15 protein-coding genes are annotated in these 18,947 nt (G+C 64.9%); 9 read left to right on the top strand and 6 right to left on the bottom strand.

Annotated elements, in window-relative coordinates; all coding sequences use genetic code 11:
- Positions 1–5: 5 nt before the first annotated feature.
- Positions 6–416: a hypothetical protein gene (locus tag JQ616_RS26355; protein ID WP_212019595.1), complete on the bottom strand. Its 411-nt coding sequence runs from the start codon at positions 414–416 to the stop codon at positions 6–8.
- Positions 417–653: 237 nt separating this feature from the next.
- Here JQ616_RS26355 and pheS point away from each other — a divergent pair, with 237 nt between their 5' ends.
- The 4 genes from pheS to JQ616_RS26375 all read left to right on the top strand — a co-directional run bounded on the left by pheS (position 654) and on the right by JQ616_RS26375 (position 6,160).
- Positions 654–1,736 carry a phenylalanine--tRNA ligase subunit alpha gene (pheS, locus tag JQ616_RS26360; RefSeq protein WP_212019597.1) on the top strand — a complete coding sequence of 361 codons (1,083 nt, stop codon included), beginning with the start codon at positions 654–656 and terminating at the stop codon, positions 1,734–1,736.
- 81 nt (positions 1,737–1,817) lie between these two features.
- Entirely contained in the window at positions 1,818–4,226 is a 2,409-nt protein-coding gene (pheT, locus tag JQ616_RS26365; RefSeq protein WP_212019599.1) for a phenylalanine--tRNA ligase subunit beta, read from the top strand.
- Between the two features lie 183 nt (positions 4,227–4,409).
- Positions 4,410–5,186, top strand: coding sequence for a sulfite exporter TauE/SafE family protein (locus JQ616_RS26370; RefSeq protein ID WP_212019602.1), 777 nt, complete (start codon positions 4,410–4,412; stop codon positions 5,184–5,186).
- A gap of 29 nt (positions 5,187–5,215) precedes the next feature.
- Positions 5,216–6,160 (top strand): MBL fold metallo-hydrolase, encoded by a 945-nt coding sequence (locus JQ616_RS26375; protein WP_212019604.1) that lies wholly within the window; start codon positions 5,216–5,218, stop codon positions 6,158–6,160.
- A 127-nt stretch (positions 6,161–6,287) separates the two neighbouring features.
- Here JQ616_RS26375 and JQ616_RS26380 read toward each other — a convergent pair whose 3' ends face one another.
- A complete protein-coding gene (locus tag JQ616_RS26380) occupies positions 6,288–7,697 on the bottom strand; it encodes a flavin monoamine oxidase family protein (protein ID WP_212019606.1) in 1,410 nt (469 codons plus the stop codon).
- Between the two features lie 198 nt (positions 7,698–7,895).
- Between JQ616_RS26380 and JQ616_RS26385 the strand changes: the two genes are divergently transcribed.
- Positions 7,896–8,768 carry a YiiX/YebB-like N1pC/P60 family cysteine hydrolase gene (locus JQ616_RS26385; protein ID WP_249137281.1) on the top strand — a complete coding sequence of 291 codons (873 nt, stop codon included), beginning with the start codon at positions 7,896–7,898 and terminating at the stop codon, positions 8,766–8,768.
- Between the two features lie 5 nt (positions 8,769–8,773).
- On the opposite strand, the gene JQ616_RS26390 is transcribed toward JQ616_RS26385, so the two are convergent.
- On the bottom strand, positions 8,774–10,864 hold the full coding sequence (locus JQ616_RS26390) for a TonB-dependent receptor (protein ID WP_349630048.1): 2,091 nt from the start codon (positions 10,862–10,864) through the stop codon (positions 8,774–8,776).
- Positions 10,865–11,119: 255 nt separating this feature from the next.
- On the opposite strand from JQ616_RS26390, the gene nikR reads away from it, so the two are divergent.
- The gene (gene nikR, locus JQ616_RS26395) at positions 11,120–11,563 is read left to right on the top strand and encodes a nickel-responsive transcriptional regulator NikR (protein WP_212019610.1); all 444 of its coding nucleotides are present in this window, start codon (positions 11,120–11,122) and stop codon (positions 11,561–11,563) included.
- 156 nt (positions 11,564–11,719) lie between these two features.
- On the opposite strand, the gene JQ616_RS26400 is transcribed toward nikR, so the two are convergent.
- Both JQ616_RS26400 and JQ616_RS26405 read right to left on the bottom strand, forming a co-directional pair.
- Positions 11,720–12,667, bottom strand: coding sequence for a hydroxymethylglutaryl-CoA lyase (locus tag JQ616_RS26400; RefSeq protein ID WP_212019612.1), 948 nt, complete (start codon positions 12,665–12,667; stop codon positions 11,720–11,722).
- Between the two features lie 7 nt (positions 12,668–12,674).
- Positions 12,675–13,844, bottom strand: coding sequence for a CaiB/BaiF CoA transferase family protein (locus JQ616_RS26405; RefSeq protein ID WP_212019614.1), 1,170 nt, complete (start codon positions 13,842–13,844; stop codon positions 12,675–12,677).
- A gap of 170 nt (positions 13,845–14,014) precedes the next feature.
- On the opposite strand from JQ616_RS26405, the gene JQ616_RS26410 reads away from it, so the two are divergent.
- The 3 genes from JQ616_RS26410 (at position 14,015) to JQ616_RS26420 (ending at position 17,426) form a co-directional block, all read left to right on the top strand.
- A complete protein-coding gene (locus JQ616_RS26410) occupies positions 14,015–14,938 on the top strand; it encodes a LysR family transcriptional regulator (protein WP_212019616.1) in 924 nt (307 codons plus the stop codon).
- 127 nt (positions 14,939–15,065) lie between these two features.
- Positions 15,066–16,478 (top strand): MFS transporter, encoded by a 1,413-nt coding sequence (locus tag JQ616_RS26415; protein ID WP_212019618.1) that lies wholly within the window; start codon positions 15,066–15,068, stop codon positions 16,476–16,478.
- Between the two features lie 195 nt (positions 16,479–16,673).
- Complete coding sequence (locus tag JQ616_RS26420; RefSeq protein WP_212019620.1) at positions 16,674–17,426, top strand: sulfate transporter family protein; 753 nt, start codon at positions 16,674–16,676, stop codon at positions 17,424–17,426.
- Here JQ616_RS26420 and JQ616_RS26425 read toward each other — a convergent pair.
- Positions 17,423–18,925, bottom strand: coding sequence for a DHA2 family efflux MFS transporter permease subunit (locus tag JQ616_RS26425; RefSeq protein WP_212020170.1), 1,503 nt, complete (start codon positions 18,923–18,925; stop codon positions 17,423–17,425). The two genes, JQ616_RS26420 and JQ616_RS26425, sit on opposite strands and share 4 nt — an antisense overlap.
- Positions 18,926–18,947 lie beyond the last annotated feature (22 nt).

The raw sequence follows: 18,947 nt of genomic DNA on the forward strand, positions 1-18,947 counted from the left end.
GCCTTCTAGCGAGTCTTGGGGCCCGCTTTCAGCGCCTTCTGCGAAAGTCGCTGGGCGACGATCGCCCGGCAGAACGCTGTGAACGAGCGGTACATGGTGCCGCTTTCGTTGTCGTATTTGTGGTCACAGCGCTTGAGCTGGCCGGCATAGGCCTTCTTCTGCGACGCTCCGAGGCCGGACAGGAAGTCCGCCTCGCATTTCTTCTCGACCACTTCGCCGAACTGGACGTCTCCGCTGGCGCCGTATTCGCACGCCTCGAAGATCTTCATCGCGCGGTTGCAGCTCGGTGCCTTCTCGAGCTCAGCGATGATGTCGTCCATCTGGGTCGATTTGGCGGGACATTCCTCGGTCGCGGCCTGCGCCGTTCCGAGCATCAACAGGACCGCCGGCACGGCCAGGCAAGATCGCAGCAACATCGCGTGGGTCTCCTCCAGCTCCCCTTGGGTAGCCCAGCCTCCGCGCGGGGTTCAATGCAGCTGGCCATAAGCCCGAAAACGACCTGGGCCCGAAATGACCGGCTTTTTGCTTGACGTTACGGCCTTCGGGCGGCGACAACCCAGCCGAATTTTCGCGCATGGTCCGCAAGGCTGGCCCCGGTCCGCTTCCCGGTTCTTTCCATCAGATCATGCTCCGCTCAAGCGCAGGAATTGACCGTGTCCGACCTCGCAACGCTCGAAACATCCATCCTCGACCAGATCGCCTCGGCCGCAGACGAGGCCGCGCTCGAGGCAGTGCGCGTCGCAGCGCTCGGCAAGAAGGGCTCGATCTCGGCCCTGCTCGCCACCCTCGGCAAGATGTCGCCGGAGGAGCGCAAGACCGAGGGCGCGAAGATCAACCTCGCCAAGGATGCGGTGACGCAGGCGCTCGCGGCCAGGCGCGACGTGCTGAAAGCCGCCGCGCTCGACGCGCGCCTCGCCGCAGAGACCATCGACGTCACGCTGCCGCTGCGCGATGCGCCGGCGGAGACCGGCCGCATCCATCCGCTGAGCCAGGTGTGGGACGAGCTCACCACGATCTTCGCCGACATGGGCTTTGCGGTCGCCGAAGGTCCCGACATCGAGACCGACGACTACAACTTCACCAAGTTGAACTTCCCCGAAGGCCATCCGGCCCGCGAGATGCACGACACCTTCTTCTTCAATCCGAAGGAGGATGGCTCGCGCATGCTGTTGCGCACCCACACCTCGCCGGTGCAGGTGCGCACGATGCTGAGCCAGAAGCCACCGATCCGCGTGATCTGCCCCGGCCGCACCTATCGCATCGACTCGGACGCGACGCACACGCCGCAATTCCACCAGGTCGAAGGCCTCGTGATCGACAAGGGCTCGCATCTCGGCCACCTCAAATGGATCCTGCATGAGTTCTGCAAGGCGTTCTTCGAGGTCGACCACATCAACATGCGGTTCCGGCCGTCGTTCTTCCCGTTCACCGAGCCGTCGCTCGAGGTCGACATCCAGTGCCGCCGCGACAAGGGCGAGATTCGCTTCGGTGAGGGCCAGGACTGGATGGAGATCCTCGGCTGCGGCATGGTGCACCCCAACGTGCTGCGCGCCTGCGGCATCGATCCCGACGTCTACCAGGGCTTTGCCTGGGGCATGGGCATCGATCGCATCGCGATGCTGAAATACGGCATCGCCGATCTCCGTCAGCTGTTCGAAAACGACATCCGCTGGCTCAACCACTACGGCTTCAAGCCGCTCGATATCCCGACCATTGCGGGCGGGCTGAGCACGTAACGTCTGCTCATGCGCGCGACATTGCGAAACGAGCGACCAAGATAACCTAGTCAACACCAACAAGAACCGAGGCATGCAGCCGTGAAGTTCACCCTCTCCTGGCTGAAGGAACATCTCGAGACCGACGAACCACTCGAGAAGCTCGCCGACAAGCTCACCATGATCGGGCTCGAGGTCGAGAACATCGAGGACAAGGCGAAGGCGCTCGCGCCGTTCACCATCGCGCGCGTGATCTCGGCCGAGCAGCATCCGAATGCCGACCGTTTGCGCGTCTGCATGGTCGACACCGGCGACGGCGGCGCGCCGGTGCAGGTGGTGTGCGGTGCCCCGAATGCGCGGGCCGGGCTGGTCAGCGTGTTCTCGCCGCCCGGCACCTACATCCCCGGCAAGAACATCACGCTCGGCATCGGCACCATCCGCGGCGTCGAGAGTCGCGGCATGCTGTGCTCGGCGGCCGAGCTGCAAATCTCGGAAGACCATGACGGCATCATGGAGCTGCCGCCCGACGCGCCGCTCGGCAAGGGCTATGCCGACTGGGCCGGACTCGGCGATCCCACGATCGAGATCAATCTGACGCCGAACCGGCAGGACTGCACCGGCGTGCACGGCATCGCGCGCGATCTCGCCGCCGCCGACATGGGCAAGTTCAAGGATCCCGGCATCAAGCAGATCAAGGGTGAATTCCCCTGCCCGGTCCAGGTCAAGGTGGAAGACGCCGCGCTGTGCCCGGGCTTCGCGCTGCGGCTGGTGCGCGGCGTGAAGAACGGCCCGTCGCCGGAATGGCTGCAGAAGCGCCTGACCTCGATCGGCCTGCGCCCGATCAATGCGCTGGTCGACATCACCAATTTCATGACCTACGACCGCGCCCGTCCGCTGCACGTGTTCGACGCCAAGAAGGTGCAGGGCAACCTCACCGTCCGCCGCGCCAAAGACGGCGAGACGCTGCTCGCGCTCGACGGCCGCACCTACACGCTCGACAGCAATGTCTGCGTGATCGCCGATGAGCACGGCGTCGAATCGCTCGCCGGCATCATGGGCGGCGAGGCCTCGGGCTGCGACGACAACACCACGGATGTGCTGATCGAATCGGCGCTGTGGAACGAGATCAACATCGCGCAAACCGGCCGCAAGCTCGGCATCAATTCGGATGCGCGCTATCGCTTCGAGCGCGGCGTCGATCCGGCCTTCATGGTGCCCGGGCTCGAGCTCGCGACCAAGATGGTGCTGGATCTCTGCGGCGGCACGCCGTCCGAGAACGTCGTGGTCGGCAAGCAGTTCGGCGAGGATCGCGTCATCGACTTCCCGCTCACCGAAGTGAAGCGCCTCGCGGGCATCGAGGTGCCGCTGGTCGAAGTGAAGCTGATCCTCACCCGGCTCGGCTTCATGCTGGCCGGCAATGGTCCCGTCGTGAAGGTCGCGGTCCCGTCCTGGCGCACCGACGTGCAGGGCAAGGCCGACATCGTCGAGGAGATCGTGCGCATCGTCGGCGTCGACAAGGTGCCGATGACGCCGTTCGAGCGGGGCGAGGAGCCGCGCAAGCCGGTGCTGACGCCGATGCAGTTGCGCACCCGCCGCGCCAAGCGCGCGCTCGGCGTCCGCGGCATGGTGGAGGCCGTGACCTGGTCGTTCATCACCAATGACGCGGCAAAGCTGTTCGGCGGCGGCCAGAGCGAGCTCGTGCTCGCCAACCCGATCGCAGCCGATCTCTCCGACATGCGGCCGAGCCTGCTGCCCGGCCTCGTCGCCGCCACTCAGGCCAACATCAACCGCGGTTATCCCGACGTCGCGCTGTTCGAGGTCGGCCAGGTGTTCCGCGGCGACAAGCCCGAGGATCAGTTGGTAGCCGCCTCCGGCGTGCGCCATGGCTTCGCCTCGTCGAAGGGGATCGGACGGCATTGGGCCGGCTCGGCTGTAGCGGATGCGATGGATGCCAAGGCCGACGCCTTCGCCGTGCTGGCCGCGGCGGGCGCGCCGATGCAAGCATTGCAGATCGTCCCTGGCGGCCCGGCATGGCTGCATCCGGGGCGTTCCGGCACCATCCAGATCGGTCCGCAGAATGTGCTCGGATATTTCGGCGAGCTGCATCCGCGTGCAGCCGAGGCGCTCGGCGCCGGCGGCCCGATGATCGTGTTCGAGGTGATCCTCGAGCGGATTCCGGCAGGCAAGCAGCGGGCGACGCGCGCCAAGCCGGTGCTGGAGCTCTCCGCATTCCAGCCGGTGTCGCGCGACTTCGCCTTCATCGTCGATCGCGGCGTCAAGGCTGGCGACATCGTCCGCGCGGCGCAGACTGTCGACAAGAAGCTGATCACCGATGTGACCGTGTTCGATGTCTACGAAGGCAAGGGCATCGATCCCGACAAGAAGTCGATCGCGATCGCGGTGACGATCCAACCGCGTGAGAAGACGATGACCGACCAGGAAATCGACGCTGTTGCGGCCAAGGTCGTCGCCGAGGTGACGAAGAAGACCGGCGGCACGCTGCGGGCGTAGTCGGGGCCGCGTGCGATGGACTGCTCCCTCGCCCCGTTCTTACGGGGAGAGGGTTGGGGTGAGGGGCTTTCTCCACGTGCACGGTGATAGTTGTTTTGCGGAGACTCCCCCTCACCCGAAATCCAAGCTCCGCTTGAATTTCGACCTCTCCCCGCCAGCGGGGCGAGGTAAGGGGCCCCTCCCATGACCTCCGTCAGCCTGATCCCCTCCGACATCTCGACCAGCATCGCACTTGCGATCTGTGCGATCGCGTTCGTGTCGGGCACGGCGCGGGGCTTCTCCGGCTTCGGTTCGGCACTGATCTTCATGCCGCTGGCGAGCAGCGTCGCGGCGCCGCGGCTGGTGGCGGCGTTGCTACTGGTCATCGACTTCATCGCCGCCACGCCGCTGCTGCCGAACGCCTGGACCCACGCCGACCGCAAGGCGACCGCAGTGATGGTCGCCGGCGCGCTGGTCGGCGTTCCCATCGGCACCTATTTCCTGACCGTGCTCGAGCCCGTGACCACGCGCTGGATCATCTCCTGCTTTGTCGCGGCGTTGCTGGTGCTGCTGCTGTCGGGCTGGCGTTATCACGGCAAGGATCACGCCGCGCTCTCGATCGGGGTCGGCGGCCTCTCCGGCTTCTGCAGCGGCCTTGCGCAGACCGGCGGCCCGCCGATCGTCGCCTACTGGCTGGGACGCCCGATCTCGTCGGTGATCTCGCGCGCCAACATCGTGCTGTTCTTCGGCGCCTCGGATTTCTTCTCGCTGGTCAGCTACTGGTTCACCGGGCTGATCACGATCGAATCGATCAAGTTCTCGCTGATCGTGGGTCCCGTCTACGGCATCGGCGTCTGGTTCGGCGCCTCGCTGTTCGGCAAGGCCAGCGAGCAGGTGTTTCGCGCGATCTGCTACGCGCTGATCGCCGCCGCCGTCATCGTCGGCCTGCCGGCGCTTGATGGCATCTTGCGCGGCGGTTAGGGTCGCCTAAAGAGTTCAGGGAGGAACCGATGATCGATCGCCGCAATGCCTTGAAACTGACGCTCGGCAGCGCCGCCGTGCTCGCGGCGCCCAGCGTCCGCGCGCAAGATGCAAAACCGCGCACCCGCATCGTGTTCCTCGGCACCAAGGGCGGCCCGCGCGTCGGCATCGGTGCCTCCAATCCTGCCAACCTCGTCGTCGTCAACGACACGCCTTTTGTCATTGATTGCGGCATGGGCGTCAGCCGCCAGCTGGTCCGCGCTGGCGTGCCGATCCCGTCGGTGAAGTACATCCTCATCAGCCACCACCATTCCGATCACAATCTGGAATACGGCAATCTGTTCTACAACGCTTGGGCGGCCGGCCTCTCGACGCCGATCCATTCGTTCGGCCCCAAGGGCATCGAGGCGATGACCAAGGAATATTGGGAGCTCAACAAGTTCGACGTCGAGACCCGGATCGAGGACGAAGGCCGCCCCGACCCGCGCAAATTGCTGATCGCGAAAGACATCACCGACGACGGCGTGGTGCTGAAGACGCCTGACGTCACCATCACCGCGTTCCGCACGCCGCATCCGCCGATCACAGACAATTTCGCCTACAAGTTCGAGACGCCGGATGGCGTGATCGTGTTCTCCAGCGACACCGCCTACAATCCGAAGCTTGCCGAGTTTGCCAGGGGTGCCGACGTGCTGGTGCACGAGTGTCTCTACGTCCCCGCGGTCGATCGCCTGGTGGCAAAGACCAAGAACGGCGCGACGCTGAAGAAGCACCTGCTCGACAGCCACACCTCGACCGAAGACGTCGGCCGCATCGCCGCCGCCGCCGGCGTCAAGACGCTGGTGCTCAGCCACTTCGTCCCCGGCGACGATCCTGATGTCACCGACGACGACTGGACGCGGGACGTGAAGACGAATTTCAAAGGCCGGATCGTGGTGGCGAAGGACCTGATGGAGCTGCGGCTGCCGGTGTGAGGGGGGCGCTCCAAACTCACCGTCGTCCCTGCCTAGTGCGCAATTGCGCACTAGGCAGGGACGACACCTGTAGTGGGGTATGCTTCAGTCGCCTTAGCGCAACGAGAAGCCTGATCTCACCCGACCATCAATTCATCGGTCTGGCGGATCGCGGTGCGCGGCGCTTGTGTTTGGCAGCGGGCGCGGCGGGCTCCGGCGTTGCCTCCCTGACGCCGCCGATCCTGCGCAGCGCGGCGTCGGCGGCGCGCTCGCCGCTTTCCCAGGCGCCGTCGACGGTCCCCCACAGCGTCTCGTGCGTGGCTTCGCCCGCAAGATACATCGCGCCGATCGGCTCGCCCAGAATTTTGCGCGAGAATTGCGCGCCGGGTACCGCTGCCGACATCGCACCCTGAATGAAGGGCTGTGCATTCCAGCGCGTCACGCTGGTCTTCTTCACGGCGCCGCTGACCTCGCTGCCGTAGAGCCTGGTCAGCCATTCCACTGCAAACGCAGCCATCGCCTGCTCGCCCTGCGCGGACAGGTCGCGGCCGAACGAGCCGGCAACGTCGATCGTGCACAGCGAGAAGCCTGCGATATTGCCGTAGAGCAATGCCGTCCTGGTCGAATTGCTCTGCTCGATGATGACGTCATCGCGCGACAGCCCGAGCGGATTGCCGGGGATCTGCAGCGCGATGCGATCGTAGCTGCCGAGGGTCAGCTTGGCGGCGGCGTCGAGCGCGCGCTTCGGCAGCTCGGGCCCGAACTTGATATTACCGCTCGCGAGCACGTTGCTCGACACGGTGACGATGGCGGCGCGCGCGGTGATCTTGCCGGATGCCGTCTCGACCATCACGTCGCGATTGCTCCACAGGATGCGCTGCGCCGGTGTCGACAGCACGAGCGGCAGCCCCTCACTAAGCTTTGCGATCAGCGCACCGAGCCCCTGCCGGCAGGCGATCGCGGTGTTGCGATCCTGCGCACGCACCTTGTCGACGGCGGAGAGATCCTTCAGATCCTTGCCGCTGAAATTGGCGCCGAGCAGGAATTCCGCGGTGCCGGCCCAATCGCCGAGATCCTTCGGCATGGCCGCGGCGCAGGCGATATCGGCCTTGCGTGAGGCATCGTCGATGGCGCGATTGGCGCGCACCAGCGCCGCCAGAAACTCCTCGGTCTCGCCGGGACGGGCGTAGCGGCGACCGATGCGAATCTTCTGGCCTGCCGGCGCGGTGACGATGTCGAGGCCGGCCGCGCGCGCCAGCCGGATCATCGGATTGGTCTCGGGATTGTGCATCCAGCGCGCGCCGCGGTCGAACGGCACGTCGAAAGTCGACGCATCGGTCTGGCAGCGGCCACCGACCTGGCCGGACGCTTCCACCACGATCACCTTGCGGTTCGCGGCGGCGATCCGCCGCGCCGCGGCGATGCCTGCGGCACCGGCGCCGATCACGACGATGTCGGCCTCGCGCGGCGGCGCCGCGGCAGCGGCCCGGCTACCCAGCACCGGCGCCAGCGCCAGTCCTGCGGACGCCGACAGGAAATCGCGGCGGGTCACTGTCATGACTTAGCTTCTGGCATGGTTTCCGGGGACTTGCAGGGAATGGGAACGCTTCGCGAACTGTGCCGCATCTCACCGACCGCAGCAACACTCATGGTAAATCAATCATGATTGATCGGTTGCAGGCATGAACCAAATTGCAACGGCTTACGACCATGATTAAGTCAAACGAAGCGGTCGTAGAACCGCTGGGGGGAATCCATGGGCGTAATGCTCGATACCGTCGGTAAATGGATTGCGGGGTACCTGCAGAAGGAGGTCCCCGGTTACGAACCGTTCACGCCGAGCGACCCGGACCATCTGCGGAGCATCATGCAGCCCGGCGATGTGCTGCTGGTCGAAGGCAACAACCGCATTTCCGGCATCATCAAGTACCTCACGCAATCGACCTGGTCGCATGCCGCGCTGTTCGTCGGACCGATCGACGGTGCGTTCGAGCCTGACGGCGAACAGCATGTGCTGATCGAGGCCAATATCGGCGAAGGCGTGACCTCCGCGCCGCTGTCGAAATATCTGGCCTATCATACCCGCCTCTGCCGCCCCGTCGGACTGTCGTTCGAGGACCGCACCACGGTGTGCCGCTACGCCATCAACCGCATCGGCTTCGGCTACGACACCAAGAACATCGTCGATCTCGCGCGCTTCCTGTTTCCGCTGCCGATCCCACAGCGTTGGCGGCGCCGCATGATCGCATTCGGCTCCGGCGATCCGACCAAGATCATCTGCTCGGCGCTGATCGCGCAGGCGTTCGACGCCGTGCGCTATCCGATCTTGCCCAAGATCACGCGGGCCGCCAGCCGCAAGGCGCGCCGCGAGATTCTGCATATCCGCGACTCCTCGCTCTACATGCCGCGCGACTTCGACATCTCGCCCTATTTCGAAGTCGTCAAACCCACCATCGTGCACGGTTTCGACTACACGGCCCTGCACTGGGCCGACAAGCAGAAGCCGCTCCAGGAGGTAGCCGGCGAATTCGGTGTGTTTCCAGAACCGCCGCCGCTTGTTCCTGAAGCGATTGACGAAGAGACGGCGCTTCCGGTTGCGGAAGTGACGACAGAGACCGCGCCGGCGTAAGAGCTCTAGAACGTCGCCGCCAGCGTCAGGCGGACGGCGAGCGGCTCGGCGGGATGGACATGGCGGTCGGCGACGCCGTCGATCGGTTCGCCCGGTAGCCGCGACAGATAGTAGTATTCGATCTGGTTGGTCTGGGCGTTGAAGAGATTGAGGACGTCGAGCTGCAGCCGCATCCCGTTGTCGAATTTGTAGCCGGCGCGGGCGTTGACGATGAACGACGACAGTGAACGGACGCTGTCGTCCTCGATCAGCGGGCGCGGCCCGAAGTAACGGGCGCGCAGGCTGCCGAACCAGCCGGTGTCGTGGCCAAAGCTGACGCCGCCGCTCGCGACCCAGCTAGGTGCGCCCGGAATGAAATTGCCGACCGGATCATAGTCGGTGAAGCGGGCGCGGGTATAGGCGAGGTCGAAGTCGAGGCTCATCCACGGCAGCAGTTTGTACTGATTGGTCCACTCGACGCCGACCCGCCGGCTCGACCGGCTCGGCTCGGTGGTGCCGGCATCACCGACGAACAGCAGCTCGGAATCGAAGTCGAGCACGAACACCGAAAGCGAGGAGGTGAGCCCGTCGACCGCCCTGGTGCGGATGCCGAGCTCGGCACCCTTCGAGCGCACCAACAGCGGCACGCGATCGAGCGGCGTAACCTTGTCGTTGGGATCGACCGTGATGGTCGCGCCACGGATATCGTTGGAATGCAGGCCGAAGCCGGCATTGCCGTAGAACTCGGTCTTGGCCCAGGGACCAAGCACGATGCCGGCCTTCGGGCTCGTCATCGCCGCCTGCGCGTTGCCGGAATTCTGCGGCGTGTCGCTCAGCACATGGCCGGCGAAATAATCCTCGCGCAGACCGACCGTGGTGCGCAGCCAGTCGGTCCAGCGCGCTGTGGTATCGGCCCAGAGCGCGACGCTGCCCTCCTGCACCTGGTCGTTGCGCACGGTGGACAGGATCTCGCGCTGCATGGTCTTGAACAGGCCGACATTGATGTCGTCGTAGCGGGTCTGCACCCCGAACCGGGTCTGGGTATCGATGCCGGCGATGCGGACATCGGCGGCGTGGCTGGCATCGAAGCCGTACACGGTACGCTTGTCGGTCTGGCTGAACTGATCGCCATTGACCGGGTCGTCGAGAAAATAGGTGAAGTCGTTGTAGAGCTGCAGCGACGAGCGGATCACATAGGCGTTGAGCTTGGTCTGCCCATAGTCGCTCGATTGCGCCCAATTGCCGGACAGGCTGAAGCGGCTGGAGGTGCCGCCATCGGTCGGATCGAGAGAACCGTAACGGTCGATCAGCCCCTGATCGATCGCGCGCTGCGCAACCTGGTCGGTCGAGTTCCAGCCGTTGGAATAGGCCATCGCAGTCAGCGAGAAGCCGTCGGTCGCGGTGCCCTGGCTGTAGCGCAGCACGCCGTTGAGCTTGCGGATATCGTCCGGCACGTCCCACGGGCCGTTGTATTTGTTGGCCTCGAAGGCCGCGAGCAGCGTTCCGTCTCCGACGCGCGTCGAGCCCGCGGCCATCGCGCGCCGATAGCCGAAGCTGCCGGCGGTCAGCTCCACGATGTTCTTCGAAAGCCGATCGAGATAATTGATGTCGACCGCGCCGGCGGAGGCGAAGTCGCCCTTGTCCGCATAGTAAGGACCCTTGCGGACATCCATCGACTGGATCAGCTCCGGGACGAGGAAGTTGATGTCGGCATAGCCCTGGCCGTGGCCATGGGTCGGCATGTTGACCGGCATGCCGTCGACCGTGATCGCGAGATCGGTGCCGTGGTCGAGATTGAAGCCGCGCAGAAAATACTGGTTGGCTTTACCTTCGCCGGAATGCTGGGTGACGATCAATCCGGGCACCGCCTCCAGCACTTCGCCGACGCGCGAGACCGGCCGTGCATTCACCTCGTCGCCGCTGATCTGCCGCGCGCTGGCGGCGGTCGGTTGCAGATTGGAATCAGACCCAGTCGCAGAGCTGCCGGTGACACCGTTGGTCACAATACTGGGCTGGCTCGCTCGCGGCGCGGCGGGCTTGCGGCCACCGGCGACGGCATGGCGCGAAGGCTGCGACGGCTTGGCACGCCTCGGCGGCGCCTGATCGGGCGACGTCACTGTCACCGGTGGGAGTTGCCCGGGTGCCGCAGCAAGTGTCTGCGCCTCGGTGGCCGGTGCGAATGCGGCAATGGATGCGGCGGCGGGAAATATCCGCCATGCAGTACGACGCAACGCCCATGCCCCCGCACGATACCTGTTACAGTCTCGCGACGACCGCACCAGTCCAACCAATCCCGGCCAGCGAACGCTAGCAAGCACAGTATGATGTTACAAGAAAAATATCATACTGACGCCCCGCAACACGGATAGTCCATGCAACGCATCACCATCACCATCGAGGATGATCTGCTCGCGGAGATCGACGCCGCCGCCGAGGCGCGCGGCTATCAGAACCGTTCCGAGATCATCCGCGACCTTGCGCGCGCCGGTCTGCAGCAGAGCGCGGAGGAAGCCCCGTCAGGGCAATGCGTCGCGGCGCTGGTCTATGTCTACGACCACGCCGCGCGCGACCTGTCGAAGCGGCTGGTGCAGAATTTTCACGGCCATCACGATTTGTCGCTGGCGACGCTGCACGTCCATCTCGACGACGACAGCTGCATGGAAGTGACGGCGCTGAAGGGGCCGAGCGGCGAGGTCCGCCACCTCGCCGACCACGTCATCGCCGAGCGCGGCGTACGCTATGGCCGCGTCGTGATGATCCCGACCGGCCCGGAGAATAAGCCGCGCAAGCGGGGGCGTGGGCACAGGCATGATTGACGGTGCTTCCCTCGCCCCGCTTGCGGGGAGAGGTCGGATTGCATCGTCAGATGCAATCCGGGTGAGGGGGTACAGGTCGTTCCCAGGAGATTGCTCGCGGAGAGAGCCCCTCACCCCGACCCTCTTCCCGCAAGAGCGGGGCGAGGGAGAAGAAAGTTACGCCGCTTTCGCCTTGGTGCCGCGCGGCAGACCGGCGCGGGCAAGGCCGCCATAGAGCTGCTCGTTCGGCATCTCGGACTTCAGGATCGCGCGCACCTCGACGAGGCGATCGAGATCGATGCCGGTCGGAAATCCCTTGCTCTCACACAGGAAGACGAGGTCCTCGAACACGACATTGCCGGTCGCGCCCGGCGCGAACGGGCAGCCGCCGAGGCCGCCGAGCGAGCCGTCGAGCACACGAGCACCCTCATCGAGCGCCGCGGAAGCGTTGGCGATGCCCATGCCGCGGGTGTCGTGCAGGTGGACGCAGACCGGCTTGGAGCCCGCGATCCTCACCGCGCCGCGCGTCAACTCGCCGACCGCCTTCGGCCCGGCATAGCCGACGGTATCGGCGATCGCGACCATGTCGACGCCGACCTCGTAGAGCTTTTCGGTGAGGCGCAGCACCTCCTTCGGATCGACGGCACCTACGATCGAGCAGCCCAGCCCCATCGAGATCGCGGCATTGACCAGCGGCTTGTGCGTGCTGGCATCGCGCAGCTCGCAGAGCCGCTTGATGTTCTCGATCGCGGATTCGCGCGAGCGGTTGGCATTGGCCTGGCTGTGCTCCTCGGTCGCCGACACCACCGAGGCGATCTCGGCGACGCCGGAGGCCAGCGCCTCGTTGACGCCGCGCTCGTTCAGCGCCAGCGCAACGCCATGCGCGCCGGGCAGCGCGGCAATGGTTGCGACGACATCGCGGACATCGACGAATTGCGGGAAGGTTTTCGCCGGCAGGAACGAGCCGACCTCGAAATGCCTGACGCCGGCGGCATATTCGTCGCGCACCCAGCGCTGCTTCGCCGCGGTCGACGGGAACGTCTTCACCAGCTGCAGGCCGTCGCGCAGACCGACTTCGCGCAGGCTCACTCTGTCGTTGGGATAGATATCGTGGACACGGGTCATGGCAGCCTCACGCAGCGTTTCCGGTTGATGACATCTTCTGATGGGAGAGCTCGGCACGCACCGCATCGGTATCGGCGCCAAGCACCGGCACTTTCAGGCCTTCGCCGATATTGCTGCCGTTCCACTCGACCGGCAACGCCGGGACGCGAAACGGCTTGCCGTCGGCGTTGACATTGTTGACCAGACCGCCGGGGCGCAGCACATGCGGGTCCCTGAGCAGATCCTCGGGCCGATTGATCGGCGAGAAGCAGATGTTGAGCGCGTCGAGCCGCGCCGAGAGGTCGGCCACGTTCCAGCCTTTGATCACCTCGGCGACGCGCGGAATGATCCGGTCGCGCGCCATGATGCGGTCGGTGGTTGAGCGCAGCGTCGGATCGTCGGCGAACTCCGTCAGACCAAACTCGCGGCAGAAGCTCTGCCAATGACCTTCGGTGACGACGCCGATGAAGATGCGATCGCCATTGGCGGCATCGAAGATATCGTAGATCGGCCAGGCATGCTCGCGCTCCGGCATCGAGCGCGGCTTGCGTCCGGTCATCTCGTACTCGACCATGTGCTGGGCAACCAGGAACAGGCAGTTCTCGAACAGGCCGATGCGGATGTCCGCGCCATCCTTGTTGCCGCCCCGTTTCTGGTAGAGCGCGGCGAGGATCGAGATCACCCCGAACATGCCGCCCATGATGTCGTTGGCGGAAGAGCCGACGCGCTGCGGCTTGTCGCTTGTCCCGGTCATCGCAGCGAGGCCCGACATCATCTGCACGACCTCGTCGAGCGCCGGGCGATGATCGTAGGGGCCGGACAGAAAGCCCTTGTGGCCGGCGATGATCAGATGCGGATATTTCGCGCGCAGCTGATCTGCGCCAAGCCCCTGCTTGTCGAGCTGGCCATCGCGAAAATTCTCCAGGAACACGTCGGCGCCGGCGAGTAGCTGGTGCATCGTGTCGCGATCTTCCGCCTTGGCGAAATCCAGCACGACGCTGCGCTTGCCGCGGTTGAACAGCGGGAAGAACGAGACGCCCATGCCGCCGAGCGAGCGGGTCTTGTCACCTGCGGGAGGTTCGACCTTGATCACCTCGGCGCCGAGTTGCGCCAGGATCATGCCGCAGGTCGGCCCCATCACCATGTGGGTCATCTCGACGACCCTTACGCCCTCCAGCGGCAGTCCGCTCCCGGTCATCGGTTTCTCCGTGCTCATGCGCTCTTGTTCAGACGCGTTTTCTTCACGCGAACCGGTACCCACTTCGCTCGAAAACGCTTTGTGATCGGCGCAGGTTAGGCTTCCGCACGCTATCTGAAAAATATAATCTGTCGAATAGTGCATTCGTCGTTCTAGAACGCTGAACAGTCATGGATTCGCGCCAGCTTCGCTATTTCATCGCGGTCTACGAGCAGCGCAACCTGTCGCGGGCGGCAGATCAGGCCAATGTCGCGCAATCCGCGCTGAGCCACCACATCGCCAATCTGGAAGCGGAATTCGCCACGCCGCTGTTCGAGCGCAAGCCGCGCGGCATGGAACCGACCGCCGCGGGCGAGCGGCTCTACGAGCATGCCCGCATCATCCTGCGCGCGATGGCGGCGGCCGAGCGCGAGATCAAGGAAGGCGGCGGCGCCATTGCCGGCGACATCTCGATCGGCATGGCCAATTCGGCGATGAAGGCGATCGGCGTACCGCTGATGCGGACCGTGCTGACGAAATATCCGAACCTGAAGCTGTCGCTGACCGAGAGCCTGTCCGGCGCGACGCTGCTGCACCTGATGAGTTCCGAGGTCGATCTCGCGCTGGTCTATAACCCCCCGTCGGAAAAGGACCTGATCGCCGAGCCCGTGCTGGAGGAGCAGATGTTCTGCGTCGGCACCGAGCAGCTGATCGGCAAGAAGGCGCCGATCAGCTTCGAGGAGGTCGCGCGGCTGCCGCTGATCCTGCTGCGGCATGGGCTGTCGGCGCGTGCGCTACTGGACGATCCGGTGCCGCTGAAGCGGCTTGAAGCCAATGCGATCATGCATCTCAATTCCACCAGCGGCATGATCGGCGCACTCACCGCGGGCCTCGGCTGCACGATCGCGACGACGCACTTCGTCAAGGAGCCGCTGAAGGCCCGGCTGCTGGTCGCCCGCGAGGTGATCGAACCGAAACTGACCCGCACGCTCTATCTCTGCCGCCTGCGCAACCGCCCGATGACCTATGTCATGGAGGAAATGTGCCGGCTGATCCGCGCGCTGATCGCCGACCAGGTCGGCCGCGGCGCGTGGGAGGCGACGCTGTTGATCTGAGATCGAAAATATCGAACGATCCCTTCGATATGTTCGTCTGGATTTCTGGCTCCCGGCTGCCAAACATGGCCTGACCGGCACGCTTTCCCAAGAAAGGCTGCCGCCAGCGCATCCGGGGAGGAGCAAGATGAGCGCCGTCGATGTCGGCTCTGCGGTCGATCTCGCCACGACGACAAGCAGGCCCGACGAGATCTCGCGGCGGCTCGAGGCGCTGCCCACGTCCGGCTATGTCTGGCGGCTGGTGGTCCTGCTCTCGCTCGGCGGCTGCTTCGAAATCTACGATCTGTTCTTCACCGGCTATATCGCGCCGGGTCTCGCCCGCAGCGGGCTGATGACCACGACGACGCAGGCCTTCTTCGGGTTCTCCGGGATCGGCGCCTTCGTCGCGGCGACCTTCGCCGGCCTGTTCATCGGCACTTTCTGCCTCGGCTTCCTCGCCGATCGCTACGGGCGCAAGGCGGTCTTCACCTGGTCGCTGCTGTTCTACAGCGCAGCATCGGTGATCATGGCGTGCCAGACCACGCCTGGCGGTCTGCTGCTTTGGCGCTTCATTGCCGGTATCGGCATCGGCATCGAGGTGATTACCATCGACGCCTACATCACCGAGCTGGTGCCGAGCTGGATGCGCGGCCGGGCCTTTGCGATCAACCAGGCCGTGATGCTGTCGGCAGTCCCAATCGTCGCCGCGCTGTCGTGGTGGCTGGTGCCGCTCTCGCCGCACGGCATCGACGGCTGGCGCTGGGTGGTGCTTATCGGTGCTGCCGCCAGCATGATCATCTGGGTGCTGCGGCTTTACGTGCCGGAAAGCCCGCTCTGGCTCGCCCGCCACGGCCGCGTAGCCGAGGCTGAAAAAATCATGCGGACCCTCGAGGCCGCATCGCCTACGGCCGCGCCGCGCCCTGCCCCGGCAGCCACGATGGCGCCGACACGCGCGGTGGTCGAGACCGGCTATGCCGACCTGTTCCGGCCGCCTTATGTGTCGCTCGTCGTTCTGTTCATGATCTTCAACCTCTGCCAGGCATTCGGCGTCTACGGCTTCTCCAACTGGGTTCCGGCGCTGCTGGTCGAAAAGGGCATCAACGTCACCAAGAGCCTGCAATATTCGTTCATCATCGCGGTCGCCTATCCGCTGGCGCCGCTGCTGGCTGCAACCTTCGCCGATCGCTTCGAGCGCAAATGGATCATCTGCGGCGCGGCCGCCGCGATCTCGGTGTTCGGTCTCGCCTTCGCGCAGCTCACCGAACCTGTGCTGCTGATTGCCAGCGGCGTGATGGTGACCGGCGCCAACATGACGCTGTCCTACGCCTATCACGCCTACCAGACCGAAGTGTTCCCGACCGCGATCCGCGCCCGCGCCGCGGGGCTGGTCTATTCGATGAGCCGGCTCAGCGCGACCTTCTCCGGTTTCATCGTGGCGTTCATGTTGAGGGAGGCCGGCGTCATCGGGGTGTTCGGCCTGATCACCGCGGCGATGGTGATCGTGATCATTGCCATTGGTGTCTGGGGACCCAACGTCCGTGGCAAGCCACTCGACGCCTAAAGCGCGATGAGATTGGGTTGAATCGTCATCGCGCTTTAGCGCCTCGTTTGAGCATGATCTTTCCGGAAAACCGCTTCGCACGTTTCCGGATCATGCTTTAGCTCGAAAACCCTGTTACCGCGACACAAGCGGCACTTGCCGAAGCCATAATGGGTGGCTACCTCTCGCACGTGAATTTGTAGAGGTAACCCGGTCATGTTCGACGCCGCCGTCAAGGCGCTTTCGCAAATCCTGTCGCCGCCGATGCGCAGCATCCTGTGGCGCTCGATCGGGCTTGCGCTGGTGCTGATCACCGTGCTGGCAATCGGGTTGCAGCGGCTGCTGAGCTGGCTTGCCGACACCGGCGAGGTCTGGGCCGAAGGCATGCTCGGCCCCAACTTCCATTCCACGCTGCACGTACTGTCGTGGGTCATCTCGATCTCGGCCGGCCTCGGCGTCGTGCTCGGCGGCATCTTCCTGATGCCGGCGATCACCTCGCTGGTGGCGAGCCTGTTTGTCGATGACGTCGCCGACCACGTCGAGCGCGAGCATTATCCGGCCGATCATCCCGGCACCGCACTGCCGGTCACGCTCGCGACCATTGAGGGCGTCAAGACCGCGCTGCTCACGATCCTGGTCTATCTGGTCGCGCTGCCGTTCGTGCTGTTCGCAGGCGCAGGCTTCATCATCTTCTTCATCGCGACCGCCTGGCTGCTCGGCCGCGAATACTTCGAGCTCGCGGCAATGCGGTTCCGCTCGCCTGATGATGCCAAGGCGATGCGCAAGGAGAACGCGGCGACCGTGTTCACCGCCGGCCTGTTCATCGCGGCCTTCGTCTCGATCCCGATCGTCAATCTGGCGACGCCGCTGTTCGGCATGGCTTTCATGGTCCACATGTACAAGCGGCTGTCGGGCCCGCGCCGCGAATTGATCGAGCCGGCGCGGCGAAGCAACGTCCGGTCCGTCTAGGGTCCGTCCGGTGGCACCTGCAGTGATGCGGGCGCACGGTCGCGTGCGAATGGCACCAGAAGCAATCCGACGATCGCGACGCAGGCAAGCATCGCCCATGCCTCGTTGACGGTGAGCGCGAGCGATGCTCGCTCCACCAGTGACCGAATGAACACCACCGTGGCATCGTCCGGCGGCCCCGGCAGACGGTTGATCAGCAACATCGGATCGAGCCCGATCGCTTGCGCCGCGCTGACGTCGCCCGCCAGCAGGCGTGCACGAAAATCCTCGCCATAGATCGGGCTGCGGCCGTAGAGGATGGTGTCGATCAAGGCGATCCCGATCGCGCCCCCCAGATTGCGCATCAGATTGAACAACCCGCTGGCGTCGGCAACCTCCGCCTCCGGCAGGGTGCCCAAGGCAATGCGTGTCGGCGGCAGCAAACAGAACATGATCGCGACGCCGCGCACGATCTGCGGCCAGAACATCTCGCCGAAATCAGCTGTACGCGGCTGAAATGCGCTCAATCCGAGACCGAGCGCGAATAAGGCAAAGCCTGTAGCAGTCAACGAAAGCGCACCTAGGCGGCTCTCAAGGATTGCCGCAAGCGGCGCGGCGACGAGCTGCGCAACCCCCGTGACCAGCATGATGGTGCCGATCTCGAAGGCATCATGGCGGCGGACGAAGCCGAGGAACACCGGCATCAGGTAGGTCGATCCATAGAGGCCGACACCGAGGCAAAAACTCAACGCACAACCGACCGCGAACGAACGCCGCCTAAACAAGGTCAGTCGCGCGATCGGATGCGCCGCACGGAGCGTCCGCCGGATCAGCAGCGCCATCCCGGCCATGCTGCCGATCAGCAAGCTCAGACAAAGCATCGAGAACCAGCCGCGTTGCGGCGCTTCCTTCAGCCCCATCATGAAGCTTGCGAGCGCGGCTGCGAGCAGGACAAGCGAGCATTTGTCCAGTCTGGCGAATGCGCTGAGATTCACGCCCTCCTTCGGAAGCAGCAACGGCGTGATCGAGGCGGCAATCGCTCCCGGAACCAGATTGATCAGGAACAACCAGGGCCACGACCAGGTCTGCGTGATCCAGCCGCCGACGAACGGTCCAACGGTCGGCGCGAGCACCGCGACGACGCCACCGACCGTGGTCGCGACCGCATGGAGCCGTGGCGGAAACAGCACGAATACTGCCGAGAACACCGCGGGGATCAGGACGCCGCCGGAAAATCCCTGCAGTACGCGGAACACGAGCAGCACCGCAAAGCCGCCGCTGAAGGCGCACGCGACCGAGGCTATGGTGAACAGGCTCACGGCGATCGTGAACAGCCAGCGCAGCGACAGCACATGGGTGAACAGTCCGGTCAGCGGGATCGCGATCACCTCCGCGATCAGATAGGCGGTCTGGATCCAGCTCATCGCGGAAGGCGAGATCGCAAGCGCACGCTGGATCGTCGGCAACGAGGTCGCGACGACCTGGATGTCGAGGATCGCCATGAACATGCCAAGGCACATCAGGAGGAAGCCGGCCCAAATC

Source organism: Bradyrhizobium tropiciagri, from assembly GCF_018130545.1.
Taxonomy (GTDB): domain Bacteria; phylum Pseudomonadota; class Alphaproteobacteria; order Rhizobiales; family Xanthobacteraceae; genus Bradyrhizobium; species Bradyrhizobium tropiciagri_A.

Bases quoted from the DNA above. Each gene is read 5' to 3' on its own strand.
- JQ616_RS26370 (WP_212019602.1), top strand. From the start codon at position 4,410: ATGACCTCCGTCAGCCTGATCCCCTCCGACATCTCGACCAGCATCGCA.
- nikR (WP_212019610.1), top strand. From the start codon at position 11,120: ATGCAACGCATCACCATCACCATCGAGGATGATCTGCTCGCGGAGATC.
- JQ616_RS26425 (WP_212020170.1), bottom strand. From the start codon at position 18,925: ATGTGCCTTGGCATGTTCATGGCGATCCTCGACATCCAGGTCGTCGCG.
- JQ616_RS26355 (WP_212019595.1), bottom strand. From the start codon at position 416: ATGTTGCTGCGATCTTGCCTGGCCGTGCCGGCGGTCCTGTTGATGCTC.
- JQ616_RS26410 (WP_212019616.1), top strand. From the start codon at position 14,015: ATGGATTCGCGCCAGCTTCGCTATTTCATCGCGGTCTACGAGCAGCGC.
- JQ616_RS26385 (WP_249137281.1), top strand. From the start codon at position 7,896: ATGGGCGTAATGCTCGATACCGTCGGTAAATGGATTGCGGGGTACCTG.
- JQ616_RS26405 (WP_212019614.1), bottom strand. From the start codon at position 13,844: ATGACCGGGAGCGGACTGCCGCTGGAGGGCGTAAGGGTCGTCGAGATG.
- JQ616_RS26420 (WP_212019620.1), top strand. From the start codon at position 16,674: ATGTTCGACGCCGCCGTCAAGGCGCTTTCGCAAATCCTGTCGCCGCCG.
- JQ616_RS26380 (WP_212019606.1), bottom strand. From the start codon at position 7,697: ATGACAGTGACCCGCCGCGATTTCCTGTCGGCGTCCGCAGGACTGGCG.
- JQ616_RS26400 (WP_212019612.1), bottom strand. From the start codon at position 12,667: ATGACCCGTGTCCACGATATCTATCCCAACGACAGAGTGAGCCTGCGC.
- JQ616_RS26415 (WP_212019618.1), top strand. From the start codon at position 15,066: ATGAGCGCCGTCGATGTCGGCTCTGCGGTCGATCTCGCCACGACGACA.
- JQ616_RS26375 (WP_212019604.1), top strand. From the start codon at position 5,216: ATGATCGATCGCCGCAATGCCTTGAAACTGACGCTCGGCAGCGCCGCC.